This is a genomic window from Gordonia sp. AC31, assembly GCF_031844505.1.
In the GTDB taxonomy this organism is placed as follows: Bacteria; Actinomycetota; Actinomycetes; order Mycobacteriales; family Mycobacteriaceae; genus Gordonia; species Gordonia hongkongensis.
The window spans coordinates 82,554-100,474 of the sequence record NZ_JAUZVK010000008.1; the positions used below are offsets into that span (position 1 = coordinate 82,554).

The window sequence follows — 17,921 nt, forward strand, 5'->3', positions numbered from 1 at the left end:
CGACGACCCTCTCCCGCCGGCTGAGCCGGCGACGAGCGCAGCGAGGAGCCGAGTCCCCAACACACGCCGAGAACCCGATTGCGTGGGGCCGTATCGTGACAGGCATGTCTTCTCGGCTGTTGCGTCTGGTGGTTCTCTACGGTGGCGTCTCCGCCGAGCATGATGTGTCGCGGGTCACAGCGGCTCATGTCCTGGCCGCGGCCGACCGGACCAAGTACGACCTGGTCCCCATCGGCATCGCCAAGGACGGGACGTGGTTGCGCAACGACAAGGCGATCGCCGCCATCGCCGACGGCACGCCACTCCCCGACACCCTCGAGGTCGCCGGAACCGCCGTCGACCCGCTGACCGAACTGCGTGGTCACGCGGACCAGGCCATCACGGTCGTCCTTCCCCTTCTCCATGGACCACACGGTGAGGACGGCACCATCCAGGGGATGCTCGAGTTGTTCAAGCTGCCGTATGTGGGCGCGGGTGTGTTGTCGTCCGCGGTGTGCATGGACAAGGCGATGGCCAAGATCGTCGCCGAGCAGGCAGGCATCCCGCAGTGCCGCTGGGTCGAGTTCCGCGACGGTGTCGACGACCCGGAGACGATCACCGCCCGCGCGATCGACGCGCTGGGGCTCCCGGTGTTCGTCAAGCCGGCGAACCTCGGCTCGTCGGTGGGCATCACCAAGGCGCACGACGATGCCGAACTCGACACGGCGGTGAATCTCGCGCTCCGATACGACAACGTGGTCATCATCGAGGAGGCCGTCACCGGGCGCGAGATCGAGGTAGCCGTTCTCGGTGACACGGCGCCCGAGACCTCGGTGCCGGGCGAGATCAAACCCGGGAGCGAGTTCTACGACTACGAGGACAAGTACGTCACCGGCGCCGCCCAGCTGGTCATCCCCGCTGCGGTGTCCGACGCGGCGGCCGCCGAGGTCCGCGAGCTCGCGGCGAGAACGTTCACCGCGATGCGCTGCACCGGCATGGCCCGCGTCGACTTCTTCTACGAGGAGTCCGGCCGTGGCTGGCTGCTCAACGAGGTCAACACCATCCCGGGTTTCACCCCGGGATCGATGTACCCCAAGCTGTGGGAGGCGACCGGCGTGCCCTACCCGGACCTGATCGATCAGCTCGTCACGTTCGCGCTCGAGGTGCACCGCCGTCGCACGGGGTTCTCCACCGAGCACTGAGCGCGGCGCACGCTCGTGACGCCGATGTGCAGACGCGCGCATGTTCCAGGGCTCCACGAGGGTGCCGGGTTGTAGCATGCCAACCGTGACCGACTCCCAGTCTGCGCGGGCCCTGCGGGTGCTGGTCTATTCCGACGACGCGCAGACCCGCGCGCAGGTCATCGGCGCGATCGGAACCCGGCCCGACCCGGGCATCCCACCGGTCAGCTACATCGAGGTCGCCACCGCCCCAATGGTGTTCGCGCAGCTCGACGCCGGTGTCGTCGACGCCGTGATCGCCGACGGGGAAGCCACCCCGGCCGGTGGCATGGGCCTGGCCAAGCAGATGAAAGACGAACTCGATCCCTGTCCACCAGTGCTCGTCCTGCTCGGGCGTGCCGACGACCGGTGGCTCGCGGACTGGTCTCGCGCCGACGCCGTGGCCGTCCTGCCCGTCGATCCGATCACTCTTCCGCGTGCGTTCGTCGACATGATCGGAAACGCCGAACTCTAGAAAACAGTGACTCGCGCCACACACTCACACTAGGCTTGTGTTGCAGCTCACATTCGTACTGCCGGACCAGATCGGCCGACGGCACGGATAGGACGAACACCCGGGCCGGCCGCACCGAACAGATGCACTCCGGTCGCCACAAGCGAGGAGGGGTCCGCGCTTTGAACGCCTACGTCCCGATCATGGTCCTCGGGGCAATCGGCGTGGCGTTTGCCGTTTTCAGCGTCTTCATCGGCATCGCGATCGGTCCGAAACGGTACAACCGCGCCAAACTCGAGCCCTACGAGTGCGGCATCGAGCCGGTCGAACAGAGCCTGCTCTACCCGACGCGACGCACCGCCGGCGGCACGGTGGCAACCGGCTCCATCCAGCGCGTACCGGTCAAGTACTACCTCACCGCGATGCTCTTCATCATCTTCGACATCGAGATCGTGTTCCTCTACCCGTGGGCGGTCGCCTTCGACTCACTCGGGTGGTTCGGTCTCATGGCCATGCTCCTGTTCATCGTCAACGTCTCCGTCGCGTACGCCTACGAGTGGCGTCGTGGCGGACTGAGTTGGGACTGAGCGCTTTTCACCGATCCGATACGGCAAGGAGGTCACCCATGGGACTCGAGGAACGACTCCCCAGCGGATTCCTGCTGAGTACCGTCGAGGATCTGGCCGGGTTCATGCGCAAGGGCTCGCTCTGGCCGGCGACTTTCGGGCTGGCCTGCTGCGCCATCGAGATGATGGCCACCACCTCGGGACGGTACGACCTCGCCCGGTTCGGCATGGAGGCGTTCCGGGCTTCGCCGCGACAGGCCGATCTCATGATCGTCGCCGGCCGCGTCAGCCAGAAGATGGCCCCCGTCCTCCGTCAGATCTACGACCAGATGCCGGAACCCAAATGGGTTCTCGCCATGGGGGTCTGCGCGTCGTCGGGCGGGATGTTCAACAACTACGCGATCGTCCAGGGCGTCGATCATGTGGTCCCTGTCGACATCTACCTGCCGGGCTGTCCGCCACGCCCGGAAATGTTGCTGCACGCCATCCTGAAGCTGCACGAGAAGATCCAGGAGATGCCGCTCGGTGTCAATCGCGAGGAGGCCATCTGGGCGGCCGAACGTGCCGCCCTCCAGGCCACCCCGACGATCGAGCTGAAGGGGTTGCTCCGATGACCACGCCCGCAGGCCATCAGGACCCCGAGAACCCGGCACCCCCTCCGCATGACGCGGAGCAGATCGGCGTCCGGCACGGCCTGTTCGGACCGCCCGGAACCGGCGACACGTCGGGGTACGGCGGCCTGGTCCGGCCGGTCACGCTGCCGCCCAGTACGTCCCGACCCTACGGCGGGTATTTCGACGAGATCGCCGACCGCTTGCTCGACGAGATGGGTGACGGCTACGACGACGCGATCGAGAAGGTCGTGATCTTCCGGGGCGAGATGACCATCCACGTTGTACGACAGCACCTTCCCGCCGTCGCACTGACTCTGCGCAACGCGCCCGCGTTGCGATTCGAACTCTGCCTCGGCGTGAGCGGGGTCCACTATCCCGGCGACCCGGGCCGCGAACTCCATGCCGTCTATCCGCTCGCCTCCCTGACCCACGGGCGTCGCGTCCGCCTCGAGGTCGCGGCGCCCGACGCCGACCCGCACATCCCGAGCATCTGCGACATCTACCCCACCAACGACTGGCACGAACGCGAGACCTACGACTTCTTCGGCATCGTCTTCGACGGCCATCGCTCACTGACCCGGATCGAGATGCCCGACGACTGGGAGGGCCACCCCCAGCGCAAGGACTACCCACTCGGCGGAGTCCCGGTGGAATACAAGGGAACCCGCGTCGACCCGCCGGACCGGAGGAGGTCGTACAACTGATGACCGACACCCACACCCACACCTACACCGTGTCCGGACAGGACTGGGACTCGATCGTGTCCGACGTCCGCACCCGTGCCGAGCAGCAACCGGGAGACGAACGCATCGTCGTCAACATGGGTCCGCAACACCCGTCGACGCACGGCGTCCTGCGCCTGATCCTCGAGATCGAAGGCGAGACCGTCACCGAGGCCCGCTGCGGAATCGGTTACCTACACACCGGGATCGAGAAAAACCTCGAGTACCGCAACTGGACGCAGGGCGTCACGTTCGTCACCCGGATGGACTACTTGTCACCGTTCTTCAACGAGACCGCCTACTGCCTCGGCGTGGAGAAGCTCCTCGGCATCACCGACGACATCCCGGAACGCGCCACCGTCATCCGGGTGATGCTGATGGAGCTCAACCGCATCTCCAGCCATCTCGTCGCGCTGGCCACCGGCGGAATGGAACTCGGTGCCGTGACGGCGATGTTCCTCGGCTTCCGCGAGCGGGAGATGATTCTCGACCTCTTCGAACTCATCACCGGCCTGCGGATGAACCACGCCTACATCCGTCCCGGAGGTGTCGCGCAGGACCTGCCGGAGGATGGCATCGACCGGGTCGCCGAGGTGATCCGACAGCTCCCCGGCCGCCTGGACGAACTCGGAGACCTGCTGAACGACAACTACATCTGGAAGGCGCGGACCCAGGGCGTCGGTTATCTCGACCTGACCGGTTGCATGGCACTCGGGATCACCGGTCCGGTGCTGCGGTCCACCGGTTACCCCCACGACCTGCGCCGCGCCGAGCCGTACTGCGGCTACGAGAACTACGAGTTCGACGTCATCACCGAGGACACGTGCGACTCCTACGGCCGCTACCTGATCCGCGTGCGCGAGATGCGCGAGTCGATCCGCATCGTGGAGCAGTGTCTGGAACGGCTCCGGCCGGGGCCGGTGATGGTCGCCGACCGCAAGCTCGCCTGGCCGGCCGACCTCGCCCTCGGACCGGACGGACTGGGCAACTCGCCCGAGCACATCGCCCGGATCATGGGCACCTCCATGGAAGCCCTCATCCACCACTTCAAACTCGTCACCGAGGGGATGCGCGTCCCGGCCGGCCAGTGCTACGTCGCCGTCGAATCACCGCGCGGCGAGCTCGGCGTGCACATGGTCAGCGACGGCGGCACCCGGCCGTACCGCGTCCACTTCCGCGACCCGTCGTTCACGAATCTGCAGGCGGTCGCGGCGATGTGCGAAGGCGGGATGGTGGCCGACGTCATCACGGCGGTGGCCAGCATCGACCCCGTGATGGGAGGCGTGGACCGATGACCGATCCCGTGTTCGTGGACCTGAGCACCGCACCCCCGCCGGAAGGATCGGCGCCGGCACACGGCACCCCGGTCCCGCCGATCACCTTCGACGGCCCGGCCGGGTATCCCGACGAGGTCATCGAACAGCTGACGGCAGAGGCACTTCCGATCATCGCCCGCTATCCACAGTCACGGTCGGCGCTGCTACCGCTGCTGCACCTGGTGCAATCCCACGACGGCCGTCTCACACGTGCCGGTGTCGAATTCTGTGCCGCACAACTGGATCTGACACCCGCACAGGTGGCCTCGGTCGCCACCTTCTACTCCATGTACCGGCGCACACCCACCGGCGAGTACCTCGTCGGGGTCTGCACGAACACCCTCTGCGCGACCCTCGGCGGCGACGAGATCCTCCGTTCGGTCTGCGAGCACCTGGGCGTGGAACCCGGGGACACGACGGCCGACCACCGCATCACCGTCGAACACGTCGAATGCAATGCGGCCTGCGACTTCGCGCCGGTGGTGATGGTCAACTGGGAGTTCTTCGACGACCAGACCCCAGAGTCGACCATCGAGCTCATCGAGGACCTTCGCGCCGGTGTCGAGGTCACCCCGGCTCGCGGTACCGGCCCCGTGCGATCGTTCCGCGAGACCGAACGCGACCTCGCCGGGCCCCCGACTCCGCCGACCGAGCCGGCACCTTCTCCGCTGGTTCAGCCCACCCCGCCGCTGGCTGAGCCCTCCCCTCCGCTGGTTGAGCCGGCACCCTCCCCGATGGTTGAGCCGGCCCCGAGCGAAGCGAGGCGCCGAGTCGAAGCCACCTCGCAACCACCCTCTCCGCTGGTTGAGCCGGCCCCGAGCGAAGCGAGGCGCCGAGTCGAAGCCACCTCGCAACCACCCTCTCCGCTGGTTGAGCCGGCCCCGAGCGAAGCGAGGAGCCGAGTCGAAGCCACCTCGCAACCACCACAACCCGACCCCGAACCCGAACCCCCCGAGACCCCGGTCCTCTCCCGCCACTGGGACGAACCGCAATCCTGGACCCTGGACAACTATCTGCGCCACAACGGTTATCGAGCGTTGTCGACCGCACTGACCACTCCCCCCGACGACATCATCGAGACGGTCAAGGCCTCCGGTCTCCGTGGCCGAGGCGGCGCGGGCTTCCCGGTCGGGATGAAGTGGTCGTTCATTCCCCAGCAGGATTCCACGCAGACCGACCCGTCTGTCCCGCACTATCTCGTGGTCAACGCCGACGAATCCGAGCCGGGCACGTGCAAGGACATGCCGCTGATGCTCGCGTCGCCGCACACCCTCGTCGAAGGCGTGATCATCGCGGCGTATGCCATCCGCGCGCACCACGCGTTCATCTACGTGCGCGGTGAAGTCGCCTCGGTTCTCCGTCGACTGCGCACCGCCGTCGACGAGGCGTACGCCGCAGGCTATCTCGGCACGGACATCCTGGGATCCGGCTTCGATCTCGAACTGATCGTCCACGCCGGCGCGGGCGCCTACATCTGCGGCGAGGAAACCGCCCTGCTCGATTCGCTCGAGGGCCGCCGGGGACAACCCCGTCTGCGCCCGCCCTTCCCGGCGGTCGCCGGCCTGTACGCGAGTCCGACGGTCGTGAACAACGTGGAGTCGATCGCGAGCGTCCCGGCGATCATCCGCAACGGCGTCGACTGGTTCCGGTCCATGGGCACCGAGAAGTCACCCGGGTTCACCCTCTACTCGCTGTCGGGGCACGTGACGCGTCCCGGACAATACGAAGCACCACTCGGGGTTTCGTTACGGCAACTACTCGACCGGGCGGGCGGGGTGCGCGCCGGGCACGAGCTGAAGTTCTGGACACCGGGCGGGTCGTCGACACCACTGCTGACGCCGGAGCACCTCGACGTCCCGCTCGACTACGAGGGCGTCGGCGCGGCCGGTTCGATGCTGGGCACCAAGGCCCTGCAGATCTTCGACGAGACGACCTGCGTCGTCGGCGCGGTCCTGCGGTGGACGGAGTTCTACGAACACGAGTCCTGCGGTAAATGCACCCCGTGCCGCGAGGGCACGTACTGGCTGGTGCAACTGCTGCACCGGCTGGAGCACGAGGGCGGAACCGCCGCGGACCTCGACACCCTCGCCGATGTCACCAACAGCATCGTCGGGAAGTCGTTCTGCGCGCTCGGGGACGGAGCGGGCAGCCCGATCGTGTCGTCGCTGAAGTACTTCCGCGACGAGTACCTCGCCCACCTCGACCACGGGTGCCCGTTCGACCATTCACGCTCGACCGTCTGGGCAGGAGGCGTCCGATGACACTCACCCACGGGAGCGACCCGGCGGCCGCGACCGACAACCTGGTCGGCATCACCATCGACGGTCGCGCCGTCCGGGTACCCAAGGGCACGTTGGTGATCCGCGCGGCCGAACAGATCGGCATCATGATCCCGCGCTTCTGCGACCATCCGCTCCTCGAACCGGTCGGTGCCTGCCGGCAGTGTCTCGTCGAGGTCGAGGGGCAGCGCAAACCGCTCGCATCATGCACGACGGTGGCCACCGAGGGGATGGTGGTGCGGACGCAGCTCAGCTCGGAGATCGCGGCGGGAGCGCAACGCGGGGTGATGGAACTCCTCCTGATCAACCACCCGCTGGACTGCCCGGTATGCGACAAGGGCGGTGAGTGCCCGCTGCAGAACCAGGCGATGTCGGCCGGCCGTTCCGAGTCGCGGTTCGACGGCGTCAAGCGGACCTTCACCAAGCCGGTCCCGTTGTCGTCGGAGGTCCTGCTCGACCGGGAGCGATGTGTGTTGTGTGCCCGCTGCACCCGGTTCTCCACACAGGTCGCGGGTGATCCGCTCATCGAGCTCGCGGATCGCGGTGCGCTACAACAGGTCAGCATCTACGCCGACGAACCGTTCGACTCCTACTTCTCCGGCAACACCGTGCAGATCTGCCCCGTCGGTGCGCTGACGGGGGCGCAGTACCGGTTCCGCGCCCGGCCGTTCGACCTGGTGTCGACGCCGAGCGTGTGCGAACACTGTGCGAGTGGATGCGCCCAGCGCACCGATCACCGCCGTGGAAAGGTGCTGCGCCGGCTGGCCGGTGACGATCCCGAGGTCAACTCGGAGTGGAACTGCGACAAGGGGCGATGGGCGTTCGCCTACACGTCGTCGCCCGACCGGATCACCGCCCCGCTCGTCCGGGACCGGCACGGCGATCTCCGTGAGGTGTCGTGGGCCGACGCCGTGCGCGCGGCGGCCGAGGGATTGACCCGTTCACCGGGCAACGTCGGTGTACTCACGGGTGGCCGGTTGACCGTGGAGGACGCCTACGCGTACTCCCGCTTCGCGCGAACCGTGTTGCACACCAACGACATCGACTTCCGCGCCCGAAGCCACAGCACCGAGGAGGCCGCCTTCCTCGCCGCGCGTATCGCCGGTCACGGACTCGCGACCACCTACGACGACCTGTCCGCCGCACCCGCGGTGCTGCTCGCCGGTTTCGAACCCGAGGAAGAGTCCCCGATCGTCTTCCTCCGTCTCCGGCGGGCAGTACGCACCGCCGGGCAGCGCGTCGCGACGGTCGCCCCGTTCGCGAGCCGCGGCGCCACCAAACTCGACGCCGCGGTCTTCCGGTCCGTTCCCGGCAGCGAGGCACAGGTGCTGCAATCGGAGGAGGTGACCGCGCACCTGCGGCCCGCCGGCTCGGTCATCCTCGTCGGTGAACGGCTGGCCACCCGGCCCGGCGCGTTGGCCGCAGTCGCGGCACTGGCCGACCGCACCGGCGCCCGGCTGGCCTGGATTCCGCGCCGCGCCGGCGAACGAGGCGCGCTCGAAGCGGGCGCCTTGCCGGGCCTGCTACCCGGCGGCCGGCCACTCGACGACGAGGACGCCCGTACGGCGGTGTCGGAGATCTGGGGCACCGATCTCGCCCCGCGGCCCGGACGCGACACCGCCGGGATCATCGACGCCGCGCGCTATCACGGGCTCTCGCTGGTGATCGGCGGCGTCGACGTCGACGACCTCCCCGACCCCGTCGCGGCGACCGAGGCGCTGACCGCCGCACCGTTCGTCGTCAGCCTCGAGCAACGCCGCAGCGCCGCCACACGCTGCGCGAACGTGGTCTTCCCGGTGGCTGCCGTCGCGGAGAAGGAGGGCACGTTCGTCGACTGGGAGGGCCGCCCGCGGAGCTTCACCACCGCCCTGACGGACTCGGGCCACCTGTCCGACCACCGCATCCTTGACGCGATCGCCCGGCAGATGGGTGTCGACCTGCGGTGCGCCGACGTCCCGACCATCCACATCGACCTGCGACGCATCGGCGCATGGTCCGGCCGGCGGGCCCCCATCGACGCCGCTGACAGGCCCCAGCCCGACCCGGCTGCCGGCCAGGCGGTGCTGGCGGGGTGGCACACGCTGCTCGACGACGGCCGGATGCAAGACGGGGAACCGCACCTCGCCGGCACCGCCCGCCCGCCGGTGGCCCGGCTCGCGCCGTCGACCGCCGCCGAAGCCGGTGTCGGGTCGGGCGACCTCCTGCGCGTCAGCACCGCCGACGGCGCCATCGTTCTGCCGGTGGAGATCACCGACATGCCGGATCGGGTCGTCTGGCTCCCGCTGTTCTCTCCCGGCTCGCACGTCCACGCCACGCTTCGCGCGCAGGAGGGTGACCTCGTGGCCCTCGCGCCGGCCCCGGTCGACGCCACCGACGCCGCAGGGGGTGCCGCGTGAACCTCGCCACCGACTTCCCGACCCTCGACGACTTCGGCCAGGACCCGATCTGGCTCGTCGTCGCCAAGGCGCTGGCCGTGTTCGTGTTCCTTGTGCTCAATCCGCTCATCGCCATCCTGCTCGAGCGAAAGATCATGGCACGCATGCAGACCCGCCTCGGGCCGAATCGGGTCGGCCCCAAGGGAATCTTGCAGAGCCTTGCCGACGGCGTGAAACTCGCACTCAAGGAGGGGATCATCCCCACCGGCGTCGACAAGGTGATCTATCTGCTGGCACCGATCATCGCGGTCGTCCCGGCGGTGATGGCCTTCGCGGTCATCCCGTTCGGGCCGATGGTGTCGGTCTTCGGTCACCAGACTCCGTTGCAGCTCACCGATCTCCCCGTCGGGGTGCTGTATGTCCTGGCGGTCACGTCGGTGGGTGTCTACGGGATCGTGCTGGCCGGCTGGTCGTCGGGCTCGACCTATCCGCTGCTCGGCGGACTCCGCTCGACGGCACAGGTCATCTCGTACGAGATTGCGATGGGACTCACCTTCGCCGCGGTGTTCCTCGACGCCGCGACCATGTCGACGTCGGGAATCGTTGCCGCCCAGGAACACCACTGGTACGTGTTGCTGCTGTTGCCCTCGTTCGTCATCTACGCCATCTCGATGGTCGGCGAGACCAACCGGGCGCCTTTCGATCTGCCCGAGGCCGAGGGTGAGCTGGTCGGCGGGTTTCACACCGAGTACTCGTCGTTGAAGTTCGCCATGTTCATGCTCGCCGAGTACATCAACATGGTCACCGTCTCCGCGCTCGCCACCACTCTGTTCCTCGGCGGTTGGCAGGCGCCGTGGCCGCTGAGCACGTTCGACTGGGCGAATTCCGGTTGGTGGCCCGTTCTCTGGTTCACGCTCAAGGTGTGGGCGTTCCTGTTCGTGTTCATCTGGCTGCGAACCAGTCTGCCGCGCTTGCGGTACGACCAGTTCATGAATCTGGGTTGGAAGGTCCTGATCCCCATCTCTCTCACCTGGGTGATGGTCGTCGCGATCATCCGCGCCGCCTTCGCCGGCGAGGACGCCGACCTCACCCGCGCGCTGGTCTCCGCCGGCGCCGGACTCGTCGTCACCGGGCTCATCGCCTACGCGGTGTGGCGGTTGATGCGGGTCCCCGACATCCCGGACCCGACGCAGGACTCCGCAGACCCGTCCGCCGCACCCGACGAGTTCGACCCGATGGCCGGCGGATTCCCCGTGCCGCCGATGCCCAGCACCGTGAGGGAGACCACCGATGCCTGACTTCCTGAAACCGGTGAGCGGATTGCGCGTCACCTTCGGCGGCATGTTCCAACCCACAATCACGGAGCAGTACCCCGAGCAGAAACGGCCGACCGCAGCGCGCTATCACGGTCGCCATCAACTGAATCGGCACCCCGACGGTCTCGAGAAGTGCATCGGGTGCGAGCTGTGCGCGTGGGCGTGCCCGGCTGACGCCATCTATGTGGAGGGCGCCGACAACACACCCGACGAGCGCTACTCGCCCGGCGAACGGTACGGGCGCGTCTACCAGATCAACTATCTGCGGTGCATCGGTTGCGGGCTCTGCATCGAGGCGTGCCCCACGCGCGCGCTCACGATGACCAACGACTACGAACTCGCCGATGACAATCGCGCCGACCTCATCTACGAGAAGGACCGTCTGCTGGCCCCGCTGCAGCCCGGCGTCGACGCGCCGCCGCACGCGATGGCGCCGGGCTCCACCGAGGAGAACTACTACCGGGGCGAGGTGACGTCCGACGGGCGGGTCGCCCTGCCCGATCCGACTGTCCCGACCAGACGCGAGCCGCGGTCATGACTTCCGGTGGCACCCTGTGGCTCGCCGACGAGGTGGTGCGAACCTCCACCGGTGAGGCGATCCAGTTCTGGGTTCTCGGGGCCGTCGCGGTTGCCGGTGCGCTGGGTGTCGTCTTCGCCACCAAGGCCGTCTACTCGGCGATCTTCCTGGCCACCACGATGATCGTGCTGGCCGTCTTCTACGTCGCGCAGGGGGCGCTGTTCCTGGGCGTGGTGCAGGTGGTCGTGTACACCGGTGCGGTGATGATGCTGTTCCTGTTCGTCATCATGCTGATCGGCGTCGACTCGTCGGACTCACTGCGGGAGACCCTGCGCGGCCAGCGACTGTCCGCGGTGTTGCTCGGTGTCGGCTTCGGGATCCTGTTGATCGCCGGGATCGGCAGCGCCACCGTCGGTGTCGTCACCGGTGCCACCAACCCCGACGTGGTGGCCGCGCAGAGCGACGCCGGTGTGGAGGCCATCGCCGAGCTGATCTTCGTCCGCTACCTGTGGGCGTTCGAGCTCACCGGAGCCCTCCTCATCGCCGCCACGCTCGGCGCCATGGTGCTCGCGCACCGGGAGCGTTTCGGCCCACGACTCACCCAGAAAAAACTGTCGCAGGCGCGGTTCCGCAGTGGGGTCAACCTGACCCCGCTGCCGACACCCGGGGTCTACGCGCGACACAACGCGGTCGACGTGCCGGCCCGTCTGCCCGACGGGTCGCCGTCGGACCTGTCGGTCAACGCCATCCTGGCCGCGCGGACACTCCGCACCCGCCCGGCCGACGACCCGGGGACCGACCGGTGAACCCGGAGAACTACCTCTACCTCGCAGCGCTGCTGTTCACCATCGGCGCGGCCGGAGTACTGCTGCGACGCAACGCGATCGTCGTGTTCATGTGCGTCGAGCTCATGCTCAATGCGGCCAACCTCGCCTTCGTCACCTTCGCCCGGATGAACCAGTCGTTCGACGGCCAGGTCATCGCGTTCTTCACCATGGTCGTCGCCGCGGCGGAAGTGGTGGTCGGGCTGGCGATCATCATGACCATCTTCCGATCACGCCGCTCGGCGTCGGTCGACGACGCGGATCTGCTGAAGAGGTAGAGGAGGATTGGTGAACGCCGAACTCACTGCGTCATTGCTCTGGCTGATACCGGCTCTGCCGCTTCTGGGTGCGGCGATCCTCCTTCTCGGTGGTCGCGCCACGGACCGGTGGGGGCATTTGCTCGGGACGGGCCTCGCGATCGCGTCGTTCGCGGTGGCGCTGATCATGTTCATCGGCATGGTGTCCCGATCTGCCGACGACCGCGTCGTGTCGGACGTCCTGTTCAGTTGGGTACCGGTGGGCGAGCTCCAGGTCGACTTCGGGTTTCTCCTCGACCAGCTGTCGATGTGCTTCGTCCTGCTGATCACCGGCGTCGGCTCGCTCATCCACGTCTATTCGATCGGCTACATGCAGCACGATCCGGATCGTCGCCGATTCTTCGCCTACCTCAACCTGTTTCTCGCGGCCATGCTCGTCCTGGTCCTGGCCGACAACTACCTGGGTCTCTACCTCGGCTGGGAAGGCGTCGGACTCGCGTCGTACCTGCTGATCGGTTTCTGGCAGCACAAGCCGTCGGCGGCCACCGCGGCCAAGAAGGCATTCGTCGTCAACCGGGTCGGCGACATCGGACTCGCTGTCGCCCTGATGATCATGTTCGCCACCTTTGGCTCAGTGGCCTTCACCGCGGTGTTCGACGGTGCCTCCCAGGCGGGCGAGACGACACTCACCGCACTGGGTTTCGTGCTTCTTCTCGCCTCATGCGGCAAGTCGGCGCAGGTGCCGCTGCAGTCGTGGCTGGGCGACGCGATGGAGGGCCCGACGCCGGTGTCGGCGCTGATCCACGCCGCGACCATGGTGACCGCAGGCGTCTACCTCATCGTGCGCTCGGGCCCGATCTTCGACCTCGCCCCCGCCGCCCAGGTCGGGGTCGTGGTCGTCGGCGCGGTCACCCTGCTGTTCGGCGCCGTCATCGGTTGCGCGAAGGACGACATCAAGAAGGCGCTCGCCGCGTCGACGATGAGCCAGATCGGGTACATGGTCCTGGCCGCCGGGCTCGGTCCGGCGGGTTACGCGTTCGCCATCATGCACCTGCTCACCCACGGCTTCTTCAAGGCGGGGCTGTTCCTCGGTGCGGGATCGGTGATGCACGGGATGAACGACGAGACCGACATGCGCCGCTACGGCGGATTGCGCACCCTCATGCCGATCACGTTCGTCACCTTCGGTGTCGGGTATCTCGCGATCATCGGTGTGCCGCCGTTCGCGGGCTTCTACTCGAAGGACCACATCATCGAGGCCGCGTTCGGCGCCGGTGGAGCGAAAGGTCTGATCCTCGGTGGCGCAGCACTTCTCGGCGCCGGGATCACCGCGTTCTACATGACCCGGGTCATGTTGCTCACCTTCTTCGGCGAGAAGCGTTGGCACGACGGCACGCACGCGCCGGCACCTCACCCGCACGAGTCGCCGCGTGTCATGACCGGCCCGATGATCCTGATCGCGCTCGGCTCCGTTGCATCGGGCGGCCTTCTGGCCATCGGCGGATCGCTGGAGACGTGGCTCGAACCCGTTGTCGGAGAACACACCGAGCACCATCTCGTCCCGGTGTGGGCCATGACGGCGATCATCCTGCTCGTGGTCGCCGTCGGCGTGGCTGTCGCCTACCGTCAGTACGCGACTCGACCGGTGCCGGTGACCGCGCCCGAGGACGTATCCGTGCTCACCGTCGCCGCTCGCCGCGATCTGTACGGCGACGCCGTCAACGAGGAGCTGCTGATGCGGCCGGGTCAGCGGGTCACCGCCGGCCTCGTCGCGGTCGAGTCCGACGGCGTCGACGCGCTCACCAGTGGTGTCGGTGATGCGGTGACCGGCGCGTCGCGTCGGATACGCGCGTGGCAGAACGGTTATGTCCGGTCGTATGCCTTGTCGATGTTCGCGGGTACCACCGTGATCGTGGCCCTGGTGATGGCGGTGAACGTCCTGTGAGCATCCCCTGGTTGACCATCCTCTGGGTCGCGCCCGCCGTCGGCGCGGCCCTTGTCCTCGCGGTCCCGGCGCACCGGGCGACCGCGGCGAGATGGTTCGCGCTCGTGGTGTCCGTGGCTGTCCTCGTCCTCTCGATCGGTCTCGCGGCCGGTTTCGATCCCGGTGGGGAGCGCTACCAGTTCGTCGAAGACGTCAGCTGGATACCGGCGCTGGGTACGCGGTATGCGCTGGGGCTCGACGGCATCGGACTCGTCCTGGTGCTGCTGACCGCGGCGCTCCTGCCCCTGCTGCTCGTGGCCGGCTGGCGCGATGCCGAGTCGGCGGGCTCGCTGGACAATTCGGGTGGCCGCGCGCAGAAGGGCCCGCACATCTACCTGGCGCTGTTCCTCGCCACCGAGGCGATGGTGCTGATGAGCTTCGTCGCGCTCGACGTGCTGCTGTTCTACATCTTCTTCGAGGCGATGCTCATCCCGATGTACTTCCTGATCGGCGGGTTCGGCACCGGACCCAACCGATCGGCAGCCGCGGTGAAGTTCCTGTTGTACAACCTCTTCGGCGGACTCCTTCTGTTGGCCGCGGTCATCGGACTGTACGTGGTGACCGCCCAGGACGGGGTGGGCCCAGACGGTGGCGGGACGTTCGCGCTGCCGGACATCGCCGCAGCTGTCGCGAGCGGACAGATCGATGACTCGACCGGGTTGGCCAAACTCCTGTTCCTCGGCTTCCTGTTCGCCTTCGCGGTGAAAGCACCGCTGTGGCCGTTGCATTCGTGGTTGCCCGACGCCGCCGTCGCCGCCACGCCCGCCTCGGCGGTGCTAATGATGGCCGTGATCGACAAGGTCGGGACCTTCGCGATGCTGCGATTCTGCATGCAGCTGTTCCCGGACGCATCCCAGTACTTCGCGCCGCTCGTCTGCGGACTCGCGGTCGTCAGCATCGTCTACGGCGCGGTCCTGGCAATCGGCCAGACCGACGTGATGCGGCTCATCGCCTACACCTCCATCTCGCACTTCGGCTTCATCATCCTCGGCATCTTCGCGATGACCGACCAGGGCCAGACCGGGTCGACGCTCTACATGGTCAACCACGGGATCTCCACCGCCGCACTGTTCCTCATCGCCGGCTTCCTCGTATCACGTCGTGGGAGCACCCTGATCGCCGACTACGGCGGCGTGCAGAAGGTCGCGCCCGTCCTCGCCGGCACCTTTCTCGTCGCCGGGCTCGCCACCCTCTCGCTCCCGGGGCTGGCCCCGTTCATCAGCGAGTTCCTGATTCTCATCGGCACCTTCACCCGCTACCCGGTGGCCGCGGTGATCGCCTGCTCGGCGCTCGTCCTGTCGGCGATCTACATCCTGTGGACGTATCAGCGCATGATGGGCGGGCCGACGAAACCGGCCGGCGACCGCTTGTCGTCGATGCGGGACCTGGCGGGTCGCGAACTCGTGGTCGTCGCTCCGCTGCTGGCTCTGCTCATCGCGCTGGGGGTGTATCCGAAGCCGATGATCGACCTGATAGATCCGGCGGTACAGGCAACCCTCACCACTGTCGGCGTCGAGGCGCCGGAACCGGCCGTCGCCGAGTCTGATCCGGAGGGCAACTGATGACATCGACCACCCTCGTCGACGGTCCGATGACGCTGGCCGCCATCGACACCCCCAGCGTCGAATACGCATCTCTCGCACCGATGCTCATCGTCTTCGGCGTGGGGGTCGTCGGGGTCCTGGTCGAGGCGTTCGCGCCGCGTCGTCTGCGGTATCCCCTGCAACTCTCGCTCGCGCTCGGCGGGTTGGTCGTCGGATTGGGTGCCCTGATCGCGGTGGCGGTCGCGCAGACACACGATGGCGCGAACGGCGAGTTCGCGATGTCGGGTGCGGTCGTGATCGACCGACCGGCGCTGTATCTACAAGGGCTGCTGCTGATCATCGCGGTCATCGCCGTCGGGTTCATGGCCGAGCGCCGACTCGAGCGAGTGGTCGCACCGGTGACGATGCGAAGGCTCGCCGGGGTCGGCGGCGGGGACGACGCGATCACGCGTGGCGGCCCGGCCGGTGGCGGTGTGGACGCCGACATGTTCACCCCCTCGGGCGCCTCGGTACCCAACACCGATGCCGAGTTCGAGGCCACCCGCGCCGGAGCGGTGACGACCGAGGTCTTTCCCCTGGCCCTGCTCGCGGTGGGCGGGATGATGCTGTTCCCGGCGTGTGGGGACCTGCTCACGATGTTCATCGCGCTGGAGGTGTTCTCGCTCCCGCTGTATCTGCTGTGCGGACTGGCCCGGCGTCGGCGCCTCATCTCGCAGGAAGCCTCCCTGAAGTACTTTCTGCTGGGCGCGTTCTCGTCCGCATTCTTCCTGTTCGGAGCGGCCTTCGTCTACGGCGCCACGGGTTCGCTGAACCTCTCGACGATCGGTGCGTCGATCTCGGCGACCGCCGACAGCGGCGGTGACACGACACTGGCACTCATCGGGCTGGCGCTGCTCGCCGTCGGCCTGCTCTTCAAAGTGGGTGCGGTGCCGTTTCATTCGTGGATTCCGGATGTCTATCAGGGCGCTCCGACGCCGGTCACCGCATTCATGGCCGCCGCCACCAAGGTCGCCGCTTTCGGCGCGCTGCTCCGGGTCTTCTACGTCGGCTTCCCGGGCCTGAGGGAGCAGTGGGAACCCGCGTTGTGGGCGGTGGCCATCGCGTCGATGGTCATCGCCTCGGTCATGGCGGTGACCCAGAACGACGTCAAGCGGATGCTCGCGTACTCGTCCATCGCGCACGCCGGGTTCATCCTGCTCGGCCTGATCGCCTTCGACGAAGCCGGACTCGGCGCCACGCTGTTCTACCTCGCCGCCTACGCGTTCACCACTCTCGGCGCCTTCGCCACCGTCGCCGTCATCCGTGAGCCCGACACCGACGCCGGTCCCTCTGCCCGCGCAGTCGCCATCCACGGCACCGCACCGCTGCCGCGAAACCCACACCTGTCCGGCCGCGAGGCCACCGACCTCACCCAGTGGTCGGGGTTGGGGCGCCGTTACCCGCTGGTGGGCGCCATGTTCTCGGTGTACCTGCTCTCCTTCGCGGGCATCCCGCTGACCAGTGGCTTCATCGCCAAGTTCGACGTCTTCGCCGCAGCCGCCGGTTCCGGCGGCGGCGTCCTGGTGGTCATCGGCGTCATCAGCAGCGCCATCGCCGCCTACGTCTACGTCCGCATCATCGTCGCCATGTTCTTCGACGACGTTCCCACCGCCGGCGCCCCGCACGTGGTGAAACCCAGCGTGCTGACGACGACCGGCATCGCCCTGTGCACCCTCGTGACCGTGGCCCTCGGTATCTTTCCGCAACCGCTGCTCGACCTCGCAGACTCGGCAGCGGTGTTCTTGCGCTGACAGATGATCAGGAACGGATCCGTCAACGAAACGTCGACCACTGCGGAGTTGTGCAGGATCGTGCACGGTCACGTGTCGAGTTGGGGCATTTGGGTCCGGTATGCGACGCAGACTGCCCCCGCGTCAGGCGCTGTGTGTGGTCACTTCTCAGCTGAGGCCTGCCC

General features: G+C 67.6%; 15 protein-coding genes. All 15 read left to right on the plus strand.

What is annotated here, in order from left to right:
- The first annotated feature begins 104 nt into the window (after nt 1-104).
- The 15 genes from Q9R39_RS11825 (at nt 105) to nuoN (ending at nt 17,757) form a co-directional block, all read left to right on the plus strand.
- Nucleotides 105-1,181, plus strand: a complete 1,077-nt coding sequence (locus tag Q9R39_RS11825) for a D-alanine--D-alanine ligase family protein (RefSeq protein WP_078111819.1) — start codon at nt 105-107, stop codon at nt 1,179-1,181.
- Between the two features lie 76 nt (nt 1,182-1,257).
- Nucleotides 1,258-1,674, plus strand: coding sequence for a hypothetical protein (locus Q9R39_RS11830; protein ID WP_374611607.1), 417 nt, complete (start codon nt 1,258-1,260; stop codon nt 1,672-1,674).
- A gap of 161 nt (nt 1,675-1,835) precedes the next feature.
- Nucleotides 1,836-2,240, plus strand: coding sequence for an NADH-quinone oxidoreductase subunit A (locus Q9R39_RS11835; protein WP_004021559.1), 405 nt, complete (start codon nt 1,836-1,838; stop codon nt 2,238-2,240).
- A 38-nt stretch (nt 2,241-2,278) separates the two neighbouring features.
- The gene (locus tag Q9R39_RS11840) at nt 2,279-2,833 is read left to right on the plus strand and encodes an NADH-quinone oxidoreductase subunit B family protein (RefSeq protein WP_004021558.1); all 555 of its coding nucleotides are present in this window, start codon (nt 2,279-2,281) and stop codon (nt 2,831-2,833) included.
- Complete coding sequence (locus tag Q9R39_RS11845; protein ID WP_078111820.1) at nt 2,830-3,537, plus strand: NADH-quinone oxidoreductase subunit C; 708 nt, start codon at nt 2,830-2,832, stop codon at nt 3,535-3,537. The genes Q9R39_RS11840 and Q9R39_RS11845 overlap by 4 nt, the downstream gene beginning before the upstream one ends.
- Complete coding sequence (gene nuoD / locus Q9R39_RS11850; RefSeq protein WP_065631169.1) at nt 3,537-4,850, plus strand: NADH dehydrogenase (quinone) subunit D; 1,314 nt, start codon at nt 3,537-3,539, stop codon at nt 4,848-4,850. Before Q9R39_RS11845 ends, nuoD begins: the two co-directional genes overlap by 1 nt.
- The gene (nuoF, locus tag Q9R39_RS11855) at nt 4,847-7,132 is read left to right on the plus strand and encodes an NADH-quinone oxidoreductase subunit NuoF (protein WP_311277539.1); all 2,286 of its coding nucleotides are present in this window, start codon (nt 4,847-4,849) and stop codon (nt 7,130-7,132) included. Before nuoD ends, nuoF begins: the two co-directional genes overlap by 4 nt.
- Nucleotides 7,129-9,546, plus strand: a complete 2,418-nt coding sequence (locus Q9R39_RS11860) for an NADH-quinone oxidoreductase subunit G (protein ID WP_065631170.1) — start codon at nt 7,129-7,131, stop codon at nt 9,544-9,546. Before nuoF ends, Q9R39_RS11860 begins: the two co-directional genes overlap by 4 nt.
- Nucleotides 9,543-10,823, plus strand: a complete 1,281-nt coding sequence (gene nuoH / locus Q9R39_RS11865) for an NADH-quinone oxidoreductase subunit NuoH (protein WP_068972607.1) — start codon at nt 9,543-9,545, stop codon at nt 10,821-10,823. The genes Q9R39_RS11860 and nuoH overlap by 4 nt, the downstream gene beginning before the upstream one ends.
- Nucleotides 10,816-11,379: an NADH-quinone oxidoreductase subunit NuoI gene (nuoI, locus tag Q9R39_RS11870; RefSeq protein WP_137810096.1), complete on the plus strand. Its 564-nt coding sequence runs from the start codon at nt 10,816-10,818 to the stop codon at nt 11,377-11,379. The genes nuoH and nuoI overlap by 8 nt, the downstream gene beginning before the upstream one ends.
- The gene (locus tag Q9R39_RS11875; RefSeq protein ID WP_311277540.1) at nt 11,376-12,164 is read left to right on the plus strand and encodes an NADH-quinone oxidoreductase subunit J; all 789 of its coding nucleotides are present in this window, start codon (nt 11,376-11,378) and stop codon (nt 12,162-12,164) included. The genes nuoI and Q9R39_RS11875 overlap by 4 nt, the downstream gene beginning before the upstream one ends.
- A complete protein-coding gene (gene nuoK, locus Q9R39_RS11880; protein WP_058251017.1) occupies nt 12,161-12,460 on the plus strand; it encodes an NADH-quinone oxidoreductase subunit NuoK in 300 nt (99 codons plus the stop codon). Before Q9R39_RS11875 ends, nuoK begins: the two co-directional genes overlap by 4 nt.
- A gap of 10 nt (nt 12,461-12,470) precedes the next feature.
- Nucleotides 12,471-14,384, plus strand: coding sequence for an NADH-quinone oxidoreductase subunit L (gene nuoL, locus Q9R39_RS11885; RefSeq protein WP_311277541.1), 1,914 nt, complete (start codon nt 12,471-12,473; stop codon nt 14,382-14,384).
- Complete coding sequence (locus Q9R39_RS11890) at nt 14,381-15,985, plus strand: NADH-quinone oxidoreductase subunit M (RefSeq protein WP_311277542.1); 1,605 nt, start codon at nt 14,381-14,383, stop codon at nt 15,983-15,985. Before nuoL ends, Q9R39_RS11890 begins: the two co-directional genes overlap by 4 nt.
- Nucleotides 15,985-17,757, plus strand: coding sequence for an NADH-quinone oxidoreductase subunit NuoN (gene nuoN, locus Q9R39_RS11895; RefSeq protein ID WP_058251014.1), 1,773 nt, complete (start codon nt 15,985-15,987; stop codon nt 17,755-17,757). Before Q9R39_RS11890 ends, nuoN begins: the two co-directional genes overlap by 1 nt.
- The last annotated feature ends 164 nt before the right edge of the window (nt 17,758-17,921 follow it).